At 63.5% G+C, this 16,593-nt stretch carries 20 protein-coding genes; 5 read left to right on the top strand and 15 right to left on the bottom strand.

Annotated features, from left to right (window positions below):
- Positions 1-43: 43 nt before the first annotated feature.
- The 4 genes from EZV60_RS13300 to EZV60_RS13285 all read right to left on the bottom strand — a co-directional run bounded on the left by EZV60_RS13300 (position 44) and on the right by EZV60_RS13285 (position 2,391).
- A complete protein-coding gene (locus tag EZV60_RS13300) occupies positions 44-1,186 on the bottom strand; it encodes an ABC transporter substrate-binding protein (RefSeq protein WP_135506075.1) in 1,143 nt (380 codons plus the stop codon).
- Between the two features lie 27 nt (positions 1,187-1,213).
- The gene (locus EZV60_RS13295; RefSeq protein ID WP_425353569.1) at positions 1,214-1,450 is read right to left on the bottom strand and encodes an Lrp/AsnC ligand binding domain-containing protein; all 237 of its coding nucleotides are present in this window, start codon (positions 1,448-1,450) and stop codon (positions 1,214-1,216) included.
- Between the two features lie 87 nt (positions 1,451-1,537).
- Positions 1,538-1,909, bottom strand: coding sequence for a L,D-transpeptidase (locus EZV60_RS13290; protein ID WP_245306298.1), 372 nt, complete (start codon positions 1,907-1,909; stop codon positions 1,538-1,540).
- A 56-nt stretch (positions 1,910-1,965) separates the two neighbouring features.
- Positions 1,966-2,391 (bottom strand): tellurite resistance TerB family protein, encoded by a 426-nt coding sequence (locus EZV60_RS13285; protein ID WP_135506072.1) that lies wholly within the window; start codon positions 2,389-2,391, stop codon positions 1,966-1,968.
- Positions 2,392-2,508: 117 nt separating this feature from the next.
- On the opposite strand from EZV60_RS13285, the gene EZV60_RS13280 reads away from it, so the two are divergent.
- On the top strand, positions 2,509-4,083 hold the full coding sequence (locus EZV60_RS13280; protein ID WP_135506071.1) for a lysine--tRNA ligase: 1,575 nt from the start codon (positions 2,509-2,511) through the stop codon (positions 4,081-4,083).
- A gap of 60 nt (positions 4,084-4,143) precedes the next feature.
- Positions 4,144-4,545, top strand: coding sequence for a c-type cytochrome (locus EZV60_RS13275; RefSeq protein WP_135506070.1), 402 nt, complete (start codon positions 4,144-4,146; stop codon positions 4,543-4,545).
- Between the two features lie 7 nt (positions 4,546-4,552).
- Here the strand turns inward: EZV60_RS13275 and EZV60_RS13270 are convergent, their stop codons facing one another.
- On the bottom strand, positions 4,553-5,230 hold the full coding sequence (locus EZV60_RS13270; RefSeq protein WP_135506069.1) for a hypothetical protein: 678 nt from the start codon (positions 5,228-5,230) through the stop codon (positions 4,553-4,555).
- A gap of 365 nt (positions 5,231-5,595) precedes the next feature.
- Between EZV60_RS13270 and EZV60_RS13265 the strand changes: the two genes are divergently transcribed.
- A complete protein-coding gene (locus EZV60_RS13265) occupies positions 5,596-6,570 on the top strand; it encodes a BRCT domain-containing protein (protein WP_135506068.1) in 975 nt (324 codons plus the stop codon).
- A 2-nt stretch (positions 6,571-6,572) separates the two neighbouring features.
- On the opposite strand, the gene parE is transcribed toward EZV60_RS13265, so the two are convergent.
- The 3 genes from parE to EZV60_RS13250 form a co-directional block, all read right to left on the bottom strand.
- Positions 6,573-8,531 (bottom strand): DNA topoisomerase IV subunit B, encoded by a 1,959-nt coding sequence (gene parE, locus EZV60_RS13260; RefSeq protein WP_135506067.1) that lies wholly within the window; start codon positions 8,529-8,531, stop codon positions 6,573-6,575.
- A 119-nt stretch (positions 8,532-8,650) separates the two neighbouring features.
- Positions 8,651-9,565 (bottom strand): glucokinase, encoded by a 915-nt coding sequence (locus tag EZV60_RS13255; RefSeq protein WP_135506066.1) that lies wholly within the window; start codon positions 9,563-9,565, stop codon positions 8,651-8,653.
- Positions 9,558-10,325, bottom strand: a complete 768-nt coding sequence (locus EZV60_RS13250; protein ID WP_135506065.1) for an HpcH/HpaI aldolase family protein — start codon at positions 10,323-10,325, stop codon at positions 9,558-9,560. Before EZV60_RS13250 ends, EZV60_RS13255 begins: the two co-directional genes overlap by 8 nt.
- A gap of 157 nt (positions 10,326-10,482) precedes the next feature.
- Between EZV60_RS13250 and EZV60_RS13245 the strand changes: the two genes are divergently transcribed.
- On the top strand, positions 10,483-11,082 hold the full coding sequence (locus tag EZV60_RS13245; RefSeq protein WP_135506064.1) for an HdeD family acid-resistance protein: 600 nt from the start codon (positions 10,483-10,485) through the stop codon (positions 11,080-11,082).
- A gap of 37 nt (positions 11,083-11,119) precedes the next feature.
- Here the strand turns inward: EZV60_RS13245 and EZV60_RS13240 are convergent, their stop codons facing one another.
- Positions 11,120-11,326, bottom strand: coding sequence for a hypothetical protein (locus EZV60_RS13240; protein ID WP_135506063.1), 207 nt, complete (start codon positions 11,324-11,326; stop codon positions 11,120-11,122).
- Entirely contained in the window at positions 11,323-12,207 is an 885-nt protein-coding gene (locus EZV60_RS13235) for an MBL fold metallo-hydrolase (RefSeq protein WP_135506062.1), read from the bottom strand. Before EZV60_RS13235 ends, EZV60_RS13240 begins: the two co-directional genes overlap by 4 nt.
- A gap of 102 nt (positions 12,208-12,309) precedes the next feature.
- Between EZV60_RS13235 and EZV60_RS13230 the strand changes: the two genes are divergently transcribed.
- A complete protein-coding gene (locus EZV60_RS13230) occupies positions 12,310-13,182 on the top strand; it encodes a DMT family transporter (protein WP_135506061.1) in 873 nt (290 codons plus the stop codon).
- Between the two features lie 166 nt (positions 13,183-13,348).
- On the opposite strand, the gene EZV60_RS13225 is transcribed toward EZV60_RS13230, so the two are convergent.
- The 5 genes from EZV60_RS13225 to trmD all read right to left on the bottom strand — a co-directional run bounded on the left by EZV60_RS13225 (position 13,349) and on the right by trmD (position 16,593).
- Positions 13,349-14,158, bottom strand: coding sequence for a division plane positioning ATPase MipZ (locus EZV60_RS13225; protein ID WP_135506060.1), 810 nt, complete (start codon positions 14,156-14,158; stop codon positions 13,349-13,351).
- Positions 14,159-14,377: 219 nt separating this feature from the next.
- Complete coding sequence (gene rpmE, locus EZV60_RS13220; RefSeq protein ID WP_135506059.1) at positions 14,378-14,599, bottom strand: 50S ribosomal protein L31; 222 nt, start codon at positions 14,597-14,599, stop codon at positions 14,378-14,380.
- A 14-nt stretch (positions 14,600-14,613) separates the two neighbouring features.
- Positions 14,614-14,997, bottom strand: coding sequence for a 50S ribosomal protein L19 (rplS, locus tag EZV60_RS13215; protein WP_135506058.1), 384 nt, complete (start codon positions 14,995-14,997; stop codon positions 14,614-14,616).
- Between the two features lie 243 nt (positions 14,998-15,240).
- Positions 15,241-15,732 carry a GNAT family N-acetyltransferase gene (locus tag EZV60_RS13210; protein ID WP_135506057.1) on the bottom strand — a complete coding sequence of 164 codons (492 nt, stop codon included), beginning with the start codon at positions 15,730-15,732 and terminating at the stop codon, positions 15,241-15,243.
- A 60-nt stretch (positions 15,733-15,792) separates the two neighbouring features.
- Positions 15,793-16,593 (bottom strand): tRNA (guanosine(37)-N1)-methyltransferase TrmD, encoded by an 801-nt coding sequence (gene trmD / locus EZV60_RS13205; protein ID WP_135506056.1) that lies wholly within the window; start codon positions 16,591-16,593, stop codon positions 15,793-15,795.

Raw genomic sequence — 16,593 nt, 5'->3', positions numbered from 1 at the left:
CGGGCGCGCGGCGCGCCCGTCTTTTTGACTAAAGTGTCAGGTCTTACATCTTGCAGTCGTCGACATAGACGTTGGCGTGATCTTCAAGCGCCGTGCCGATGATCTTGTTGGTGTAGACGTCCCCCTCCTTGATCACCTCGCGGACATAGATGTCCTGGATCGGGTGATTGTTGGCGGCAAAGGCGAAATCCCCGCGGGTCGAGGCGAAATCGGCCTCTTTCAGCGCGGCGCGGAATGCGTCGGCGTCAGAGATATCTGCCTTGGCCATGGCCGAGAGCAGCAGGTTCGCGGTGTCGTAGCCCTGGCTGGCGTAGAGCGACGGCAGGCGGCCGTACTCTGCCTGGAAGGTTTCCACGAAAAGCCGGTTGGCCTCGTTATCGAGATCTTTGTTCCATTGCGAGGTGTTCTTGACCCCCATCGCGGCCTCGCCCACAGCCTGAAGAATGCCCTGATCGAAGGAGAAGGCAGGCCCCACCACCGGAAGGTCGATGCCGCTATCGGCGTATTGCTTGAGAAACGAAATCCCCATGCCGCCCGGCAGGAAGAAAAACACACTGTCGGCACCGCTGGCGCGGATCTGGGCGATCTCGGCGGCATAGTCTGTCTGACCAAGCTGAGTGAAGACCTCGCCTGCCAGATCGCCTTCGTAGATGCGTTTGTAGCCCGTGAGCGCGTCCTGCCCCGCCGGATAGTTCGGCGCGAGGATGAAGCTGTTCTTGAAGCCGGCGGAATTGGCGTAGCCGCCTGCGGCCTCGTGCAGGTTGTCGTTCTGCCAGGCCACGTTGAAATAGTTCGGATGGCACCCCTTGCCGGCCAGCGCCGAGGGGCCTGCGTTGGGCGACAGATAAAACTTGCCCTGCGCGGTCGCGGCGGGGATGACCGCCATGGCGAGGTTGGAGAAGATGATCCCGGTCAGGACGTCGACCTTTTCCGACTGAATCATCTTGTCGGCCAGCTGTACCGCGATATCGGGTTTGCGCTGATCGTCCTCGACCACAATCTCGAGACTATCGTTGCCCGCCATCTTCGCGGCGAGCAGAAAGCCGTCGCGCACGTCGATGCCAAGGCCCGCACCGCCGCCTGACAGCGTGGTGATCATGCCCACCTTGACCTTGCCGGTCTCGGCCGTCGCGGCGCCGGCGAGGGCGGCCATGCAGGCACCCGCGATAAATGATGTCAGTCGCATCTGTTTCTCCCTGTCTTTCTGTCTGTCTCAGAACGCCTTGAAGGTCAGCGTCGTCTCGGTCCGTTCTATATCGGGGATCTCTAGAAGGTTCTCGTTGATATATTTGCCCACGTCCGCGTCATCGGGGATGTAGAGCTTGAGCAAGAGGTCGAAGGGCCCCGATGTCGAATAAAGCTCTGAATGGATCTCGCGCAGGGCGATCTCTTCGGCCACGTGATAAGATCTGCCGGGCTTGCAGCGGATGTTGACGAAAACGGGGCGCATGATCGGGATCTCCCTTTCGGTTCCGGGCCTATTTAGTACGGGTTTTGACCGGGAAGAAAACTGCGAATTTCGCGATGGCTGCGGGTGCTAGGGCACGATTTCGATCGTCAGGCTTTGCGGGCCGCGCGCGCGCACAAGCTCGTAAAGCAGCTGCGCGTTATCGGGGTGAAGCCGGACGCACCCCGCCGAGGCCGGTTGTCCGAGGCGGCTTATCTGGTCTGTTCCGTGAATGGCGTAGTTGCCGGCGAAGAAGATCGAATGCGGCATCGGCGCGTTGTTGTAGAGGGTCGAATAATGCATCCTGTGCATCGCTTCGACGCCGTAGATACCCGTGGGCGTGCGCTTGCCGGCTCGTGCCGTGGAGACCGGCCAGTGATGCATTTCAAGCCCGTCGATCACAAGCGTCATGTGCTGATCCGACAGATCGATATGCGCGAGGATGTCGGCGGCCTTTGCCATCGCGGTCCACGCCCCCAAACACCATACCACCAACACCAGAGCCGCGATGGGATGTCTCATGCCTTGAGATGACGCGCCCGGGACCCACGCTCGATAGCCGCCGCCGCCAGCCGGTCGACGTTAAGCTCGTATCGGATTTCCTCAAGGATGCGCAGTTCTGTTTCGTCCAGTGTGCCGTCCGCGGCGGCCACGTCGCAGGCCAGCGCATAGGCCGTCTCGATCAACCGCTCGGGCAGGTTGTCGCGGACAAGGCCAAACAGCGCGTCGAGCCCATCTTCGACGCTGAACAGGTCGAACACCATCTGCGAAATGACCCGCATGCGATCGAGATCGTATGATGCGAAAACCGGTAGATTGTTGACCGCGCTCTCGATCTTGACCAGCTCGGCGGTTTGGATGTCCTCGTCCGAGGCCGAGACCGCGATCATTACCGCTACGAGGCAGTCCTGCGGGCTGAGCGGGTGTGGGATCTGATCGGTCATTTCTGGAAGTCCTAAAGGCGTCTTGCAGGTGCAGAATATTGACTGTCCCGCCCCTCGGCAATAGGAAGCGGACGACCTGCCCGAGGCCTCGGGACGGGCAATCAACCGGAGAACCCCATGTCTGATCTACGCGACGCCGCGATGAGCTCGAAAGCCTGGCCTTTTGAAGAAGCGCGCCGCGTGCTCAAACGTTATGAAAAGGCGCCGCCCGAGAAGGGTTATGTGCTCTTCGAGACGGGGTATGGGCCGTCGGGCCTGCCGCATATCGGGACCTTTGGCGAGGTGCTGCGCACGACGATGATCCGCCATGCCTTTGAAATGATCAGCGACATCCCAACCAAGCTGATCTGTTTTTCGGACGACCTTGACGGAATGCGCAAGGTGCCGGGCAACGTGCCGAACCAGGACATGCTGCAGGAACATCTGCAAAAGCCGCTGACATCCGTGCCGGATCCGTTCGGCACGCATGACAGCTTCGGCGATCACAACAACGCCATGCTGCGCCGGTTCCTCGACACGTTCGGGTTCGAGTACGAGTTCTATTCCGCGACCGAGTTCTACCGCTCCGGCCAGTTCGACGAAGTGCTGTTGCGCGCTGCCGAGCGGTACGACGACGTGATGAAGGTCATGCTGAAAAGCCTGCGCGAAGAGCGGCAGCAGACCTATTCGATCTTCCTGCCGATCCACCCCGAGACGGGGCGCGTTCTCTATGTGCCGATGAAGAACGTGGATGCGGCGAAGGGCGAGATTACCTTTGACGACGAGGATGGCCGCGAGTGGACGCTGCCCGTGACGGGCGGCAACGTAAAGCTGCAATGGAAGCCCGATTTCGGCGCGCGGTGGGCCGCTTTGGGCGTCGATTTCGAGATGTATGGCAAGGACCATTCCACCAACACGCCGATCTATGACCGGATCTGCCAGATCCTCGGCTGGAAGGCGCCCGAGCATTTCACCTACGAGCTTTTCCTCGACGATCAGGGGCAGAAAATCTCCAAGTCCTCGGGCAACGGCATTTCGATCGACGAATGGCTCAGCTATGCCTCGACCGAGAGCCTGAGCTACTTCATGTATCTCAAGCCGAAAACCGCCAAGCGCTTGTATTTCGACGTTATTCCCAAGGCGGTGGACGAGTATCACCAGCAGTTACGCGCCTATCCCGGGCAGGACGCCACACAGCGGCTGGCCAACCCGGTGCACCATATCCACAACGGTGATGTGCCCGAAAGCCGGATGGTGGTGCCCTTCGCGATGCTGCTGAACCTCGCGTCGGTGGCCTCGGCGCATGACAAGGAAACGCTCTGGGGCTTTATCCGGCGTTATGCACCCGAGGCGAGCCCGGAGACGCACCCGGATCTCGATCAGGCGGCGGGCTTTGCGGTGAAGTATTACGAGGATTTCGTTGCGCCGCAGAAGACATACCGCGCGCCCACCGAGCTGGAGCGCGAGGCGCTGCAACACCTGCGCGATCAGCTGGCCACCTATGACGGGCCGGTCGAAGATGAGGCTTTGCAATCAGTGGTTTATGCCGTAGGCCGCGACCGGTTCGAGCCGCTGCGCGATTGGTTCAAGGCGATCTACGAGGTGCTTTTGGGCGCGAGCCAGGGGCCGCGGTTCGGCGGGTTCATCGCACTTTACGGGGTGGACGAGACCGTGGCGCTGATCGACAAGGCGCTGGCGGGCGAGTTGGCTTGATTTGCGGCGCCGCAGGTGTCAGCCTGTGACAAAAGACACAAGGGGCAGAGGAGGCGCAGCATGATCCGTAAGGCATTGATTTCATGTGGGGTTTTGGCGGGCCTTGCGGCCTGTGTCGAGGTTTCCATGCCCGAGCCGTCCGAGGGGGAGCGGCTTTTCATGGAGAACTGCGCGCAATGTCATGGGCGCTCGGGCAAGGGGAACGGGCCTTGGGCGGGGTCGTATTCGCCGCCGCCCTCCGACCTTACCGCGTTGAATGTAAACGGAGAATTCCCCCGGGCGCGGGTGCTTTCGGTGATCGACGGGTATGACCGCACCGGGCTGCCGGGGCAGGATATGCCGGAATTCGGGCTGCTTTTGATGGGTGATACCGTGCCGGTGGATGTGGGCGACGGGGTGCTGACGCCGACGCCGCGGCCCCTGGCGGCGCTGCTGGCGTATCTGGAAAGTATTCAGCAATAACAGTCGGTTAAATGCGGCATATCCCTGTCGTCTGCGCGTCTTTCCAGGGCAGAATGACCTGATCGGGGATGCGCAGATCGGTGACGGGCATCGCCTGTTTTATCAAGCTTTTCAATCGCTTGGTCCGTGGGGCGCCCGGGTCGAGCGTGGCGCAGCAGACATATTCCTCGACAATGCTGGCCTGCTGTTCGTAGGCGTAATCGAGGAAGCGGGTTTTCGTCGTGATATCAAATAGATAGGGGTCCGGGCTAGCATTGTGTTCGGAGAACGCCTTAAGCGGGGAATAGCCGGTCTGGCGGCGGTTCTGCCATTGCCAGGCATGGGTGATTTCATGCGCGAAGATCATCGCGTGGACCAGGGAATAGCGTTTCGGATAGGCGGGCAGGTAGTTCTCGGCATACCAGTCCTGCGAGAAAAATACTTTGTTATGAATGACATAGGCAGCGGGACCCACTGTCACGGTGGGGGTGCCCGGCTCGGGGAAGATGCGTTCGCGGCAGGCGAGGCGGGGGCGTTTGGGGCGGTCGTAGGTGACCTTGCCGATGAGCGCGCCCTCGACCAGCCGGATACGGGAGGATTTCAGGCTATCCCCATGAATTTGCTCGGCAAAACTCCGCTCCGTCGGCGTCAGGGGACGACCGCAGGAGATCAGGAGGAGACAGGCGAGGAGGAGACAGGCGCGCATGGGGACGTGGTATCAGGGAAACCGAGAATTTTGTACAAAATGTAGCAGGTTTCAGAGGGCGTTTGTCCATTTTGTACAAAAGTTCTTAACGTGAAATTTACCCCGTAGGCCGTGTTTTGGCGTGGCGCGGGTAGGCGCGCTGAAGCACGCCCTACGGTTGGGGGGAAAAGCCGCGCGATTGCCAGACCGCGGGATGGCGATCTTTGGGGCGTCAGAGCGCTTTATGGTGGCCGTGTCTGGATGACTTTCGAGCGGGGCGCTGGTGTCAGCCAAATCGCCAGCTCGGGGGCGGTCTGGCGATCGCGCGGCGGCTTTGCTCACAAAGCCTTGATTCCGCGCGGTATATGCCACTCAAAAGACTTACTATGCTTGCCACGTCTTCTTACCAACATTATCCTTTAAATTGCGATGCGTTGGAGACTTCACCTGCGCAAATAAGGTTAACTAACAGAGGTGGTGGTTTGTCTGAACTAGAACACGGCGGTCATGAACTTGAGCAAATCCACTCGAAGAACAATGAGAGGAAATTATTCTGCCACTTCACGGGTTTTTTAGAAGGTATCGCCGCAAGTGGCTATATCGAACGCGGAGAGGTTGAACCACTTATTGCTGAATGCGTAGAGTTTGTTGAGAAGTGCGCAGATTGCGATGCATCAGACTTAATCCAAGACTTCGAAGCTGATCTTATGGAGCACGACACAATTGTCGATGCCGCCAGATTTCGTATAGAACAGATAGACGAAAGCTGTAACAAAAGTGCTTTGAACCGTTTCTTAGGCTTTTGCAGAGGCATAGTGTGCGACGGAGTGATTACTGTCGAAGAAGCGAAAATGCTTCGCGACTCCATCGCTAATCAACCCGCGATTCGAAAAGTCGTGGGTGTCAATCAAATTGAGACAAGCTTGCAAGATGCTCTAGAGGACGGCATTGTAACAGCTGAGGAGTCTCAGGAACTTTGCACTGTCATTGGAAGTGTTGTTGGGGATTGTTATGGCGATACGGGCCTTGCGCAAACCAGTGGAGTCGCCAATTTTGACGAATTCCGGCTAGACGATATCTCAGTTGATTTAAATGAAAAAATGGTCGTTTTAACTGGTAATTTTAGGGCCACACCTAGAAAAGATTTTGAGGATGAATTAGAAGCTCTTGGGGCTTTTGTTGCTCGTTCAGTATCTGGTAAAACCGATTATATTATTGTCGGTGGCGAAGCCTCACGCGACTGGATTGAATTGAATCGTGGAACGAAAATCCGAAAAGCTCAGGAACTTCATGCCAAGTTTAATCGTCCAAACTTTGTCTCGGAAGGCCAGTTACTTCGTTTAATGGGTAAGAATCGCTAGCCTTAAACATCCAACTCCTCAACAAACCTGGCATTCTCCTGAATATACTGGAACCGCAATTCGGGCTTTTTGCCCATCAGGCGCTCCACCAGATCCCCGGTTTCACCCGGTTCGTCCTCGTCGATGGTGACGCGGATGAGTTTGCGCGTCCTGGGGTCCATCGTGGTTTCCTTGAGGTCCTTGGCGTCCATCTCGCCCAGGCCCTTGAAGCGGGAGACGTCGATCTTGCCTTTGCCGCCCAGGCCCTTCTTGAGCCAGGCGTCGCGCTCGGCCTCGTCGAGGCAATAGACGCGCTTGGCCCCTTGGGTCAGGCGGTAGAGGGGCGGGCAGGCGAGGTAGAGGTGGCCTGCGTCTATCATGGGGCGCATCTGGGTGAAGAAGAAGGTCATCAGGAGCGAGGCGATATGCGCGCCGTCGACATCGGCGTCGGTCATGATGATGATCTTGTCATAGCGCAGGTCGTCGATGTTGAAGCGGGTGCCGAGGCCGCAGCCGAGCGCCTGCGTGAGGTCGCTGATCTCGGCGTTGGAGCCAAGCTTGGATGACGCCGCGCCGAGCACGTTGAGGATCTTGCCGCGCAGGGGCAAAAGCGCCTGGGTGCGGCGGTCGCGGCCCATCTTGGCGGAGCCGCCCGCGCTGTCGCCCTCGACGATGAACAGCTCGGTGCCGTCTCGGGCGGTGGCGGTGCAATCCACCAGCTTGCCGGGCAGGCGGAGCTTCTTGGTGGCGGATTTGCGTTGGGTTTCCTTTTCGGCGCGGCGGCGCAGGCGTTCCTCGGCGCGCAGCACCAGAAAGTCGAGGATGGCGCCGGCGGATTTGGTGTCACTGGCCAGCCAGTTGTCGAAATGGTCGCGCACGGCGTTTTCCACCAGCCGCTGGGCCTCGGTCGTGGCGAGGCGGTCCTTGGTCTGGCCGACGAATTCGGGCTCGCGGATGAAGCAGGACACCAGCGCGCAGCCGCCCGTGAGCAGGTCGTCGCGGGTGATGTTGCCAGCCTTCTTGTTGTTGACGAGCTCGCCATAGGCCTTGATCCCCTTGAGGATCGCCGCCCAGAAGCCCGCCACATGGGTGCCGCCCTCGGGCGTGGGGACGGTGTTGCAGTAGGACTGGATGAAGCCGTCGCGGCTGGGCGTCCAGTTGATGGCCCATTCGACCTTGCCGGGGGTGCCGAAGCGTTCCTGAAACTCGACGGTGCCGGCAAAGGGCTGATCCGCGTAGGTGGAGGCGGTGCCCATGGTCTCCTTGAGGTAGTCCGAGAGGCCGCCGGGGAAGTGGAACGTGGCCTCTTGCGGCGTGTCGCCGTCGGGGATGGCGGATTTCCAGCGGATTTCCACGCCGGAAAAGAGATAGGCCTTGGAGCGGATCGACTTGAAGAGGCGCGAGGGTTTGAAGCGGTGGGAGCCGAAAATCTCCTCGTCCGCGTGGAAGGTGACGGTGGTGCCGCGGCGGTTGGGAGCGGCGCCGATTTCCTGCAATGGCCCGAGGGGTTTGCCGCGCGAGAAGCGCTGTTCGTAGAGTTTGCGGTCACGGGCGACCTGCACGACCATCGAGTCGGAGAGCGCGTTGACCACGGAGGCGCCGACGCCGTGCAGTCCGCCCGAGGTCTGGTAGGCCTTGCCGGAGAACTTGCCGCCGGCGTGGAGGGTGCAGAGGATCACCTCGAGCGCGGATTTGTCGGGGAATTTGGGATGCGGGTCGATCGGGATGCCGCGACCGTTGTCGCGGATGGTGACGGAATAATCCTCGTGCAGATCGACCTCGATCCTTGTGGCGTGGCCCGCGACGGCCTCGTCCATGGAGTTGTCGAGCACCTCGGCCACGAGGTGATGCAAAGCGCGGTCATCGGTGCCGCCGATATACATGCCGGGGCGCTTGCGGACGGGCTCCAACCCCTCGAGCACCTCGATGGAGGCGGCGTTATAGTCGCTGTCGGTGGTGGCGGTCAGGAGATCGTCGGCCATGTGCGCTGCTCGCATGTTTATTGCTTTGGGCGCAGTATGGCAGAGCGCCGGGGCCCGGGGAAGATGCCGGGTGTGTTTTAACGCGCGTTCCGGGCGGCCCGGGCGCGCTGAAGCACGCCCTACGCGGCGAGACGGGACGCCAGGCAGCGGTTGAGCCCCGCCAGGGCCGCGGTGTCGTCGGTGACAAGGGTCACCGGGAGGGCGCGCAGGATGGGCGTGTAGGGGCCGCGCGCGGTGAAGCTGTCGCGGAAGCCTTGGCCGATATGGGGCGCGATGGCCCGCGCCGTGCCGCCGATGAGAAAGAGCCCACCGGTGGCCATATGCGCAAGGCAGAGATTGCCGGCGACAAGGCCGAGCAGGTGCGTGAAGGCCTGAAGCGTTTCGGGCGGTGCGGCGGCGATGATCTGTTGCGGGGTCAGGGTGTCACCGGTCAGGTGCCGGTGCAGGTTGAAGAGGCCAGGGCCGGAGAGTGCGGCCTCGATCGGCAGGTGCGGGTGACCAGAGCGCAGGTCGTCGTAAAGCGCGCGGAAGTCCGGCGCATCGGGCAGGGTGGTGTGGCCGGATTCCGATGGCGGAACCAAGAGCCCTGCCGCCGTGCGATGGGCGACGGCGACGTTGCACCCGGTCCCGAGGCCCAGCACGAGACGCGGACCGTCGGGATCGGCTGTGCCGGTGATCAGCGGGTGCAGCGCCTCGGGCGCGAGGTCGTCGAGCGCCCATGCCTGGGCCTGAAGATCGTTGATGAGATGTACGTGATCGGCCCCGGTGGCGGCGGCCAGCGTGGCGGCCTCGATCAGCCAGCTGTGATTGGTGAGCTGCGCGGTTCCCGCCCGGACCGGGCCGGCGACGCCCGCGCAGAGCGCGTGGATGTGGCCCGCCTGTATCCCGGTCAGATAGGTGGCGAGCAGGGCGGCAAGGCTGGGGTGGTCCGCGTTGGGCATTGTTTGGACCGTTTCGGGCAAAACACCCCGCGCGCCGGCAAGGCCCACGCGGGCGGTCGTGCCGCCCAGATCGACCAGCAGACGGTCAGCCATCGAAGGCCGCGCGCAGCGCGCGGACGGCCTTGGCGAAAAGCACCACGTCGACGCCCACGCCCAGCATCGTCGCGCCCCAGTCGCGGTAGCGCCGGGCGCTGTCGTGGTCATTGGCGAGGATGCCCGGCGCCTTGCCCGAGGCCGCGATGCGCGCGAGCGCATGCTGCATGGCCGCCTGCACCTCGGGCGCCTGGCTGTCGCCGGCATGGCCCATATCCATCGCCAGATCCGAGGGCCCGATGAAGGCGCCGTCGACCCCGTCCACCGCGCAGATCTCTTCGAGCGCGTCCAGACCGGCGCGGCTTTCCATCTGCACGATTAGGCAGATCTGGTCATTCGCGGTAGATTTGTAATCGGGGATCGCAGAGAAGCGCGAGGCGCGCCCCAGAGCGGCGCCGGAGCCGCGGATGCCCTCGGGCGGATAGCGGGTGGCGGCGACCAGATCGCGCGCTTGCGCCGCGCTTTCGACCATCGGGATAAGCAGCGACTGCGCACCGATATCGAGCGCCTGCTTGATCGCCCAGACCTCGCCCATGGGCAGGCGCACCACCGGGGCGCTGTCATAGCCCTGCAGGACCTGAAGCTGCGCCATCAGCGTGCGCAGATCGTTGGGCGCATGTTCGCCGTCGAGCACCAGCCAGTCGAACCCGGCGGTGGCCAGCACCTCGGTCGGGTAGGGGTCGGCGAAGCCGGCCCAGCAGCCGTAAAGCACGCGGCCCGAGGCAAGCGCGGATTTGAAGCGGTTTTCGGGAGCGGGCATGGGGTGGGCCTGTTCTGGGTGCGATCTGACCAGAGCCTAGCGGCGTTGCCGGCGGCGGGTCCAGCGGGAAAACCCGCGCCTGGATCGGACGGCGCGCGACGCGGAACTTCAGAACCGGGCCGTGCGTTTCTTTCCGGAGATCGAAAGAGAGGCATACATGACGTCCACTGAGACATCACAGACCGAGATACCACAGACCGATACCGCCCGCCCGCTGGAAGAGCTTTATCCCGATTGGGGCTGGAAAGGACTTGCCGCGCTGGGCGCGCTTATGCTGATCGGCGGGCTTCTGGCCTTTCTCAACCCGTTCGCGGCCTCGCTTACGGTGGAACTTGTGGCGGGCTTCGCGTTCGGCGTCGCGGGCATTGCGCAGATCTGGCTGGCCGTCACCGCCAAGACGCCGGGAAAGGGAGAGCGCTGGCTAACCGGAGCGCTGGGCGTGCTTCTGGTGCTGCTGGCGGTCTCGTTGCTGATCAACCCGCTGGCCGGGCTTGTGACGCTGACCCTGATGGTGGCGGTGTTGTTCGCCATGATGGGCGCGCTGCGGGTGGTCGTGGCGTGGCAGGCGCGGCCCCGTGACGGCTGGGGCTGGCTGATGGCGGCCGGCGTGCTGTCGCTGGCGTTGTCGTTGCTGATCGTGCTGGGGCTGCCCGGCGCGGCGCTGGGTCTTCTGGGGCTGCTGCTTGCGCTGGATCTCACGTTTTCGGGGGTGGCGACGTTGCTTGTGGCGTGGCGGATCCGCAATCGGACGACCTAAGGCATGCTGCGCCACGTCCCGCGCTTGCATTGTCGCGCTAGGGGTGATCGCGCTTGAAGAGTTTCCACCCGGCCCAGACGGCGGTGCCGCCGAAAAAACCGCCGCCGATCACGATCAATTCGAAAAATGCCGCGCCCGAGGGCAGACCGCGCCAGAGGCAGAGCCCGGCAAGGCCCGCCAGCCCGAGCAGCCCGGCGGCGCAGCGGAACCAGAGTTCACCGCGCGACGGGCCGAAGCGGCTCATACGCCGCCGGTCAGATCGATCACCATGCCGTCATGCCCAATGAAAAGCGGGCCGTCATAATGCGGCGCGATGGCGGCGTGCCAGTCGTCCTCGGTCACGGTGGGGTCGTCGGCGGGCAGAAGGTGATTGAGCGCCAGCGCGCCCACGTCGGCGGCGGCAGCAATCCGGCCCGCGGCCGCGGCGGGCGTGTGACTGCGCATCAGATGTGCAAGCAGGCGATCATCGGTGGCGCCCGCGCGCACGGCCAAGGCCTGCATCGCGTCGGGCAGCATCGCCTCGTGCACCAGCAGATCGCAGCCCTGCGCGAAGGCCGCCATCGTCTCTAGCGGGGCGGTGTCGCCCGACAGCACGACACTGTGCTGCGCTGCGTCGATGCGCAGCGCAAAGCTGTGGTCGAGCGGGGGATGATGGTTGGCCATGGCCGACACGACGATGCCGTCGATATCGACGGCGCGGGCCTCGCTCAGATGGGCGAGCGGAAAAAGCTCGTAGAAATCCGGGCGGCCCTCATCCTCCATCCGGGTCTCGATATCGAGCGCCATGGAATCAAGAAACCCCTGCCAGTAGGTCTCGATCCCCGGCGGGCCGAAGATCGGGATCGGGTGCGTCAGCCCTCCGGTCCAGGCGGTATGGAGAAGCGGGCCCAGTTCGAGCACGTGATCGGAATGCAGATGGGTGATCACCACGGCGTCGAGCGCCTCGAGCGGCAGGCCCGCGCGCACGACGCCCGCCGCCGCGCCAAGCCCGGCATCGACCAAGAGCGCCTGCCCGTCGAGGCGCAGCAGGGTGGCGCTTGGCATGGGCGTGCCGGGGCGAATGGCCGGCCCGCCCTTGGTTCCGAGAAGGGTGACGGTCTGGGGTGTGGGGGATTGGTCTTTCATGCCGTCCAGCCTTTGCGAAACCCGCGCGCCACGTCAACCGAAAGCGCCGGACCGGGCGCGCGCGGGCTTTACTTTCATCGGCAAACATCCAAGAGATGTGCCATGAACGATCATCTCAAAGGCCTTTTGCTGACGACGCTCGGCGTGCTTTTCGTCGTGCCGGATTCGCTCTTCGTGCGGCTTATCGTCGGCGATCCGCTGGCGGTGGCGCTTTGGCGCGGGGTTTCGGCCGGGGTGATGATTCTGATCGGCGTTCTGCTGGTCATGGGTTTGGGGGCCATCCGCGCGGCGCTGTCGACCGGCTGGCCGGGCGTGATCTACATGGTGCTCATGGGATCGACCGCGCCGGGTTTCGTGCTGGCGGTGACGCAGACAAGCGTGGCCAATGTGGTTTTCATCTTCGCCTCGATGCCGGTCTTCGCGGCGCTGTTCGGCAAGATCTTTCTTGGCGAGACGATTAGCCGGCGCATGGTGCTGACCATGCTCGGCGTCTTTGCGGGGCTGGCCATCATCGCCTACGGGTCGGGCGAAAGCGAGATCGCGTCCTGGCGCGGCGATCTCTGGGCGGTCATTGTCTGCATCGCTTATGCCGGGGCGCTGACGGCAGTGCGCAAGGTCAGGGACGTGTCGATGATCCCGGCCATTCCGCTTTCGTATATCGGGGCGGGTCTTGTCCTCTTGCCGTTCTGCGCGCCCGCCGAAATCGTGCCGGGGCAGGCGCATCTGCTGCTCGGGCACGGCGCGTTTATCGCCGTGGCGACCTGTTTCCTGACGCTGGGACCGAGGTTCATCTCCTCTGCAGAGGTGTCGTTGCTGATCTTGCTGGAATCGGTGCTGGCGCCGCTTCTGGTCTGGGCCTGGGTGGGCGAGGATCCGGGGCGCTGGGCGCTGCTGGGCGGCGCGGTGGTCATCGGGGTGCTGCTGATCTCGAACGCGGTGGCCCTGCGCCGCCGGGGCGTGACGACACCGGCCTGACCTGCCCGCCGGTTTCTTCCTGGCAAAATACTCAAAATCAGAGGCCTTATGGCACGGTCCTCCGCTCGGCCAAGGACGTGCATCGGGAAAGCCGGGCGGCCCGAGCCGGCGCGACCGCGACGGCGAGACACATTGTGCGGCCCTTGGGCCGCGCCGCGGGATCCGATCAGAAATCGGCCGTGACGCCGGGCAGGTTGAGCGCCTTCACCAGGTCGCGCAGTTCCTGCCGGGCGGCGACGTTGGAGATATTGAGCTGCTTGACGCCGATATCCTTGAGATCAAGCAGCGTGAGGCCGCGCGGAAAAAGCTCGCGGAAGATCACCCGCTCGTTGAAGCCCGGCGCCGTGCGAAACCCGATGCGCTTGGCGAGATTGTCGAGTGCCGCGCCCATCTTTTCCTTGTTGACCATCTGCTGCGCGCCCAGACGGTTGCGCACCACGATCCAGTCGATGGGCTTGAGCCCCGCCTGCGCGCGCAGCTGGCGCGCGTTCCAGACCATCTCGGAATAGACCGATGGGCCCTGGATCTTCTGCCCGTCGGTGTCGACATGCGCGAGCAGGTCGAAATCCACGAAACTGTCATTGAGCGGCGTGATCAGCGTGTCCGCGAGGCTATGCGCCACCTGGCTGAGCCGGGTGTGCGAACCGGGGCAGTCGATGATGATGAAATCGCTGTCGGGCTCCAGCGCGGCCACGGCCGCGGACAGGCGCCGGTCATAGACGTTCTCGCCCGGGCGCAGCTTGGCCGGGTCGATCTCGGGCAGGTCGTGATAGCGGGGGCTTGGCAGATCGAGGCCATTCTTCTCAAGGTAGGCCTTGCGGTTCTGCGTGTAGCGGCCGAAGGTCTTCTGCCGCAGGTCCAGGTCGAGCGCCGAGACCTGGTGGCCCATACGCGCGAGCGCCGTCGCGACATGCATCGACACGGTCGACTTGCCCGCGCCGCCCTTTTCGTTTCCGACCACGATGATATGTGCCATGCCCGTATCCTTGCCCCTGCCTGGCTGCCCCGCAGGTGAATTTTCGCCGACTATATGTTGTGTGTGCCGCCTTGCCTAGCGCCCTGCGGAACACGCGTGCGGAATTTTTCCGCGGCGCGGCCTGTCCGGCACAGTCCCGGGCGGCCCGCAGGCGGAGGGCGCCAAGAAAAACGCCGCCCCGTTGGGGGCGGCGCTGCATCGGTCACGCGCTGGCGTGGCTCAGAAGCCGAGGCCGGCGTACTTGTTCTTGAATTTCGACACGCGGCCGCCCGCGTCGGTGAGGCGCGCGCCGCCCCCGGTCCAGGCCGGGTGCACGGTGGGGTCCACGTCGAGCGACAAGGTGTCGCCTTCCTTGCCCCAGGTCGAGCGCATCTTGACGATGGTGCCGTCGGTCATCTTCACGTCGATGAAGTGGTAATCGGGATGCAGGTCTTGTTTCATGTCTGAACGCTCCTTCAGGCCGAGGCGTCGGCTTTGGGCTTGTAGTTGGACACTTCGGCGATCCGGGCCGACTTGCCGCGACGCTGGCGCAGGTAGTAGAGCTTGGCGCGGCGCACGCGGCCACGGCGCACGACGGTGATGCTCTCGATATTCGTGGAATACAGCGGGAAGACGCGCTCGACGCCTTCGCCGAAGGAAATCTTGCGCACGGTGAACGACCCTGCGATGCCCGCGCCGTTCTTGCGGCTGATGCAGACGCCTTCGAAGTTCTGCACGCGGGTGCGGGTGCCTTCGGTCACCTTGAAGCCGACGCGCACGGTGTCGCCGGCTTTGAAATCGGGGATGGTTTTCCCCAGTTCGGCGATCTGTTCCGCCTCGATCTGAGCGATAATGTCCATCGCTTCTACTCCATATGCTGCTTGCGGTTTCATCCGCAAAGGTGGTGTGCCGCCTCAGAACTCCGGGTCCTGGATCGGGTCCGCTTGGATAGCGCCCGCCGGAGGATCAGGTCGTCATTTCTTTTCTTGAGCTGCCATGCCGTTGCGGGATCCCGTAGACAGCGGGAGACAAACGCCAAGCAGGTCCGACCGACTCGGGGTGAGCCGCAGACAGGCGGGGTATAGGGGGGATCGGCGCGTGGATCAAGGCCCGTTGTCTGCCGGCTGAGACAGGTCTTTTGCCATTGCGAAATTGTAGAGCGTGACGCCCGCGCGCTCGACCTCCTGCCTTGCCAGCTCGGTGAATCCTTGCCGTAAAAAGAACCGCCGCGCCATCGCGCTGGCGTCGACGGTGAGACGGTCGAGGCCCCGGCGGCGGGCCTCTGTTTCAAGGTGATCGTAGAGGGCGGCGGCAACCCCGATGCCCGCGTGACCGGGCGCGCAGTAGAAGCGGTCAATCTGGCCGGAGGGCAAAAGTTCGATGAAGGCGCAAGGCGCCAGGGCGGCGTCCTCGGCCACGAAGACGGCGCGACCGTCGCCGAGGCGCGCGGCGAACTGCGCGGGCGGCTGTGGGGTTGGGCTCCATGCCGCAAGCTGCGCGGGTGTGTAGTCCCGCATGCCCAGCCCGTGCACGGCGTCGTGCAGGATCCGCGAGAGCGCGGCGGCGTCCTCTGGCTGATAAAGGCGGATACGCATGGCGGCGCTTTTACCCGTCGCAAGGTCGCGCGCCAAACTTTTCGATAATCCAGCGTCCGTCTAGGGCTTGCGGGACGCTTGATAGGCCGCCCAGAGGTCCGGGCGGCGGGCCCTGGTCAGGGCTTCGCTCTGGGCGCGGCGCCACTCGGCCACCTTGGCGTGATCGCCCGAGGTCAGGACCTCGGGGATGGGGCGCCCGTTCCATTCGGCGGGGCGGGTGTATTGGGGATGCTCCAGCAGACCCTGCGAAAAGCTTTCTTCCTCTGTCGAGGCGGCGTTGCCGAGAACGCCGGGGAGCAGGCGCACGGTGGCGTCGATTATGGCCTGCGCCGCGATCTCGCCCCCCGTCAGAACGAAATCGCCGAGCGAGATCTCTTCGATGTCGTAATGGTCGATCACCCGCTGGTCGAGCCCTTCGAACCGTCCGCAGATCAGCGTCACGCCGGGGCGGGCGGCGAGGCGCGCGGCCACGGCCTGGGTGAAGGGGCGGCCGCGCGGGCTGAGATAGATGAGCGGCATGCCGGGGACGGATTTCGTGCGCGCGTGCTCGATCGCGCGGCCCATCACGTCGGCGCGCAGGACCATACCCGCACCGCCGCCGGCGGGCGTGTCGTCGACATTGCGGTGGCGGCCCTCGCCGAAGAGCCGCAGATCGGTGGTGTCGAGCTGCCAGAGCCCGTCTTTTAGCGCGCGGCCCGTCAGGCTTTCGCCCAGCACGCCGGGAAAGGCCCCGGGCAGAAGCGTGATGATCTGGGCCTGCCAGGCGCGCGCCAGACGTTCCGGGCCTTCCATCAGGCTGCGCGGTTTGAGCGAGGCGGTGATGGATTTGCGGCCATGGGATTTCGAGGGCGTGTTGGACAT

The organism is Roseovarius aestuariivivens (genome assembly GCF_004761875.1).
GTDB classification, from domain to species: Bacteria; Pseudomonadota; Alphaproteobacteria; order Rhodobacterales; family Rhodobacteraceae; genus Roseovarius; species Roseovarius aestuariivivens.
This window is presented reverse-complemented; position numbering and strand designations above follow the sequence as displayed.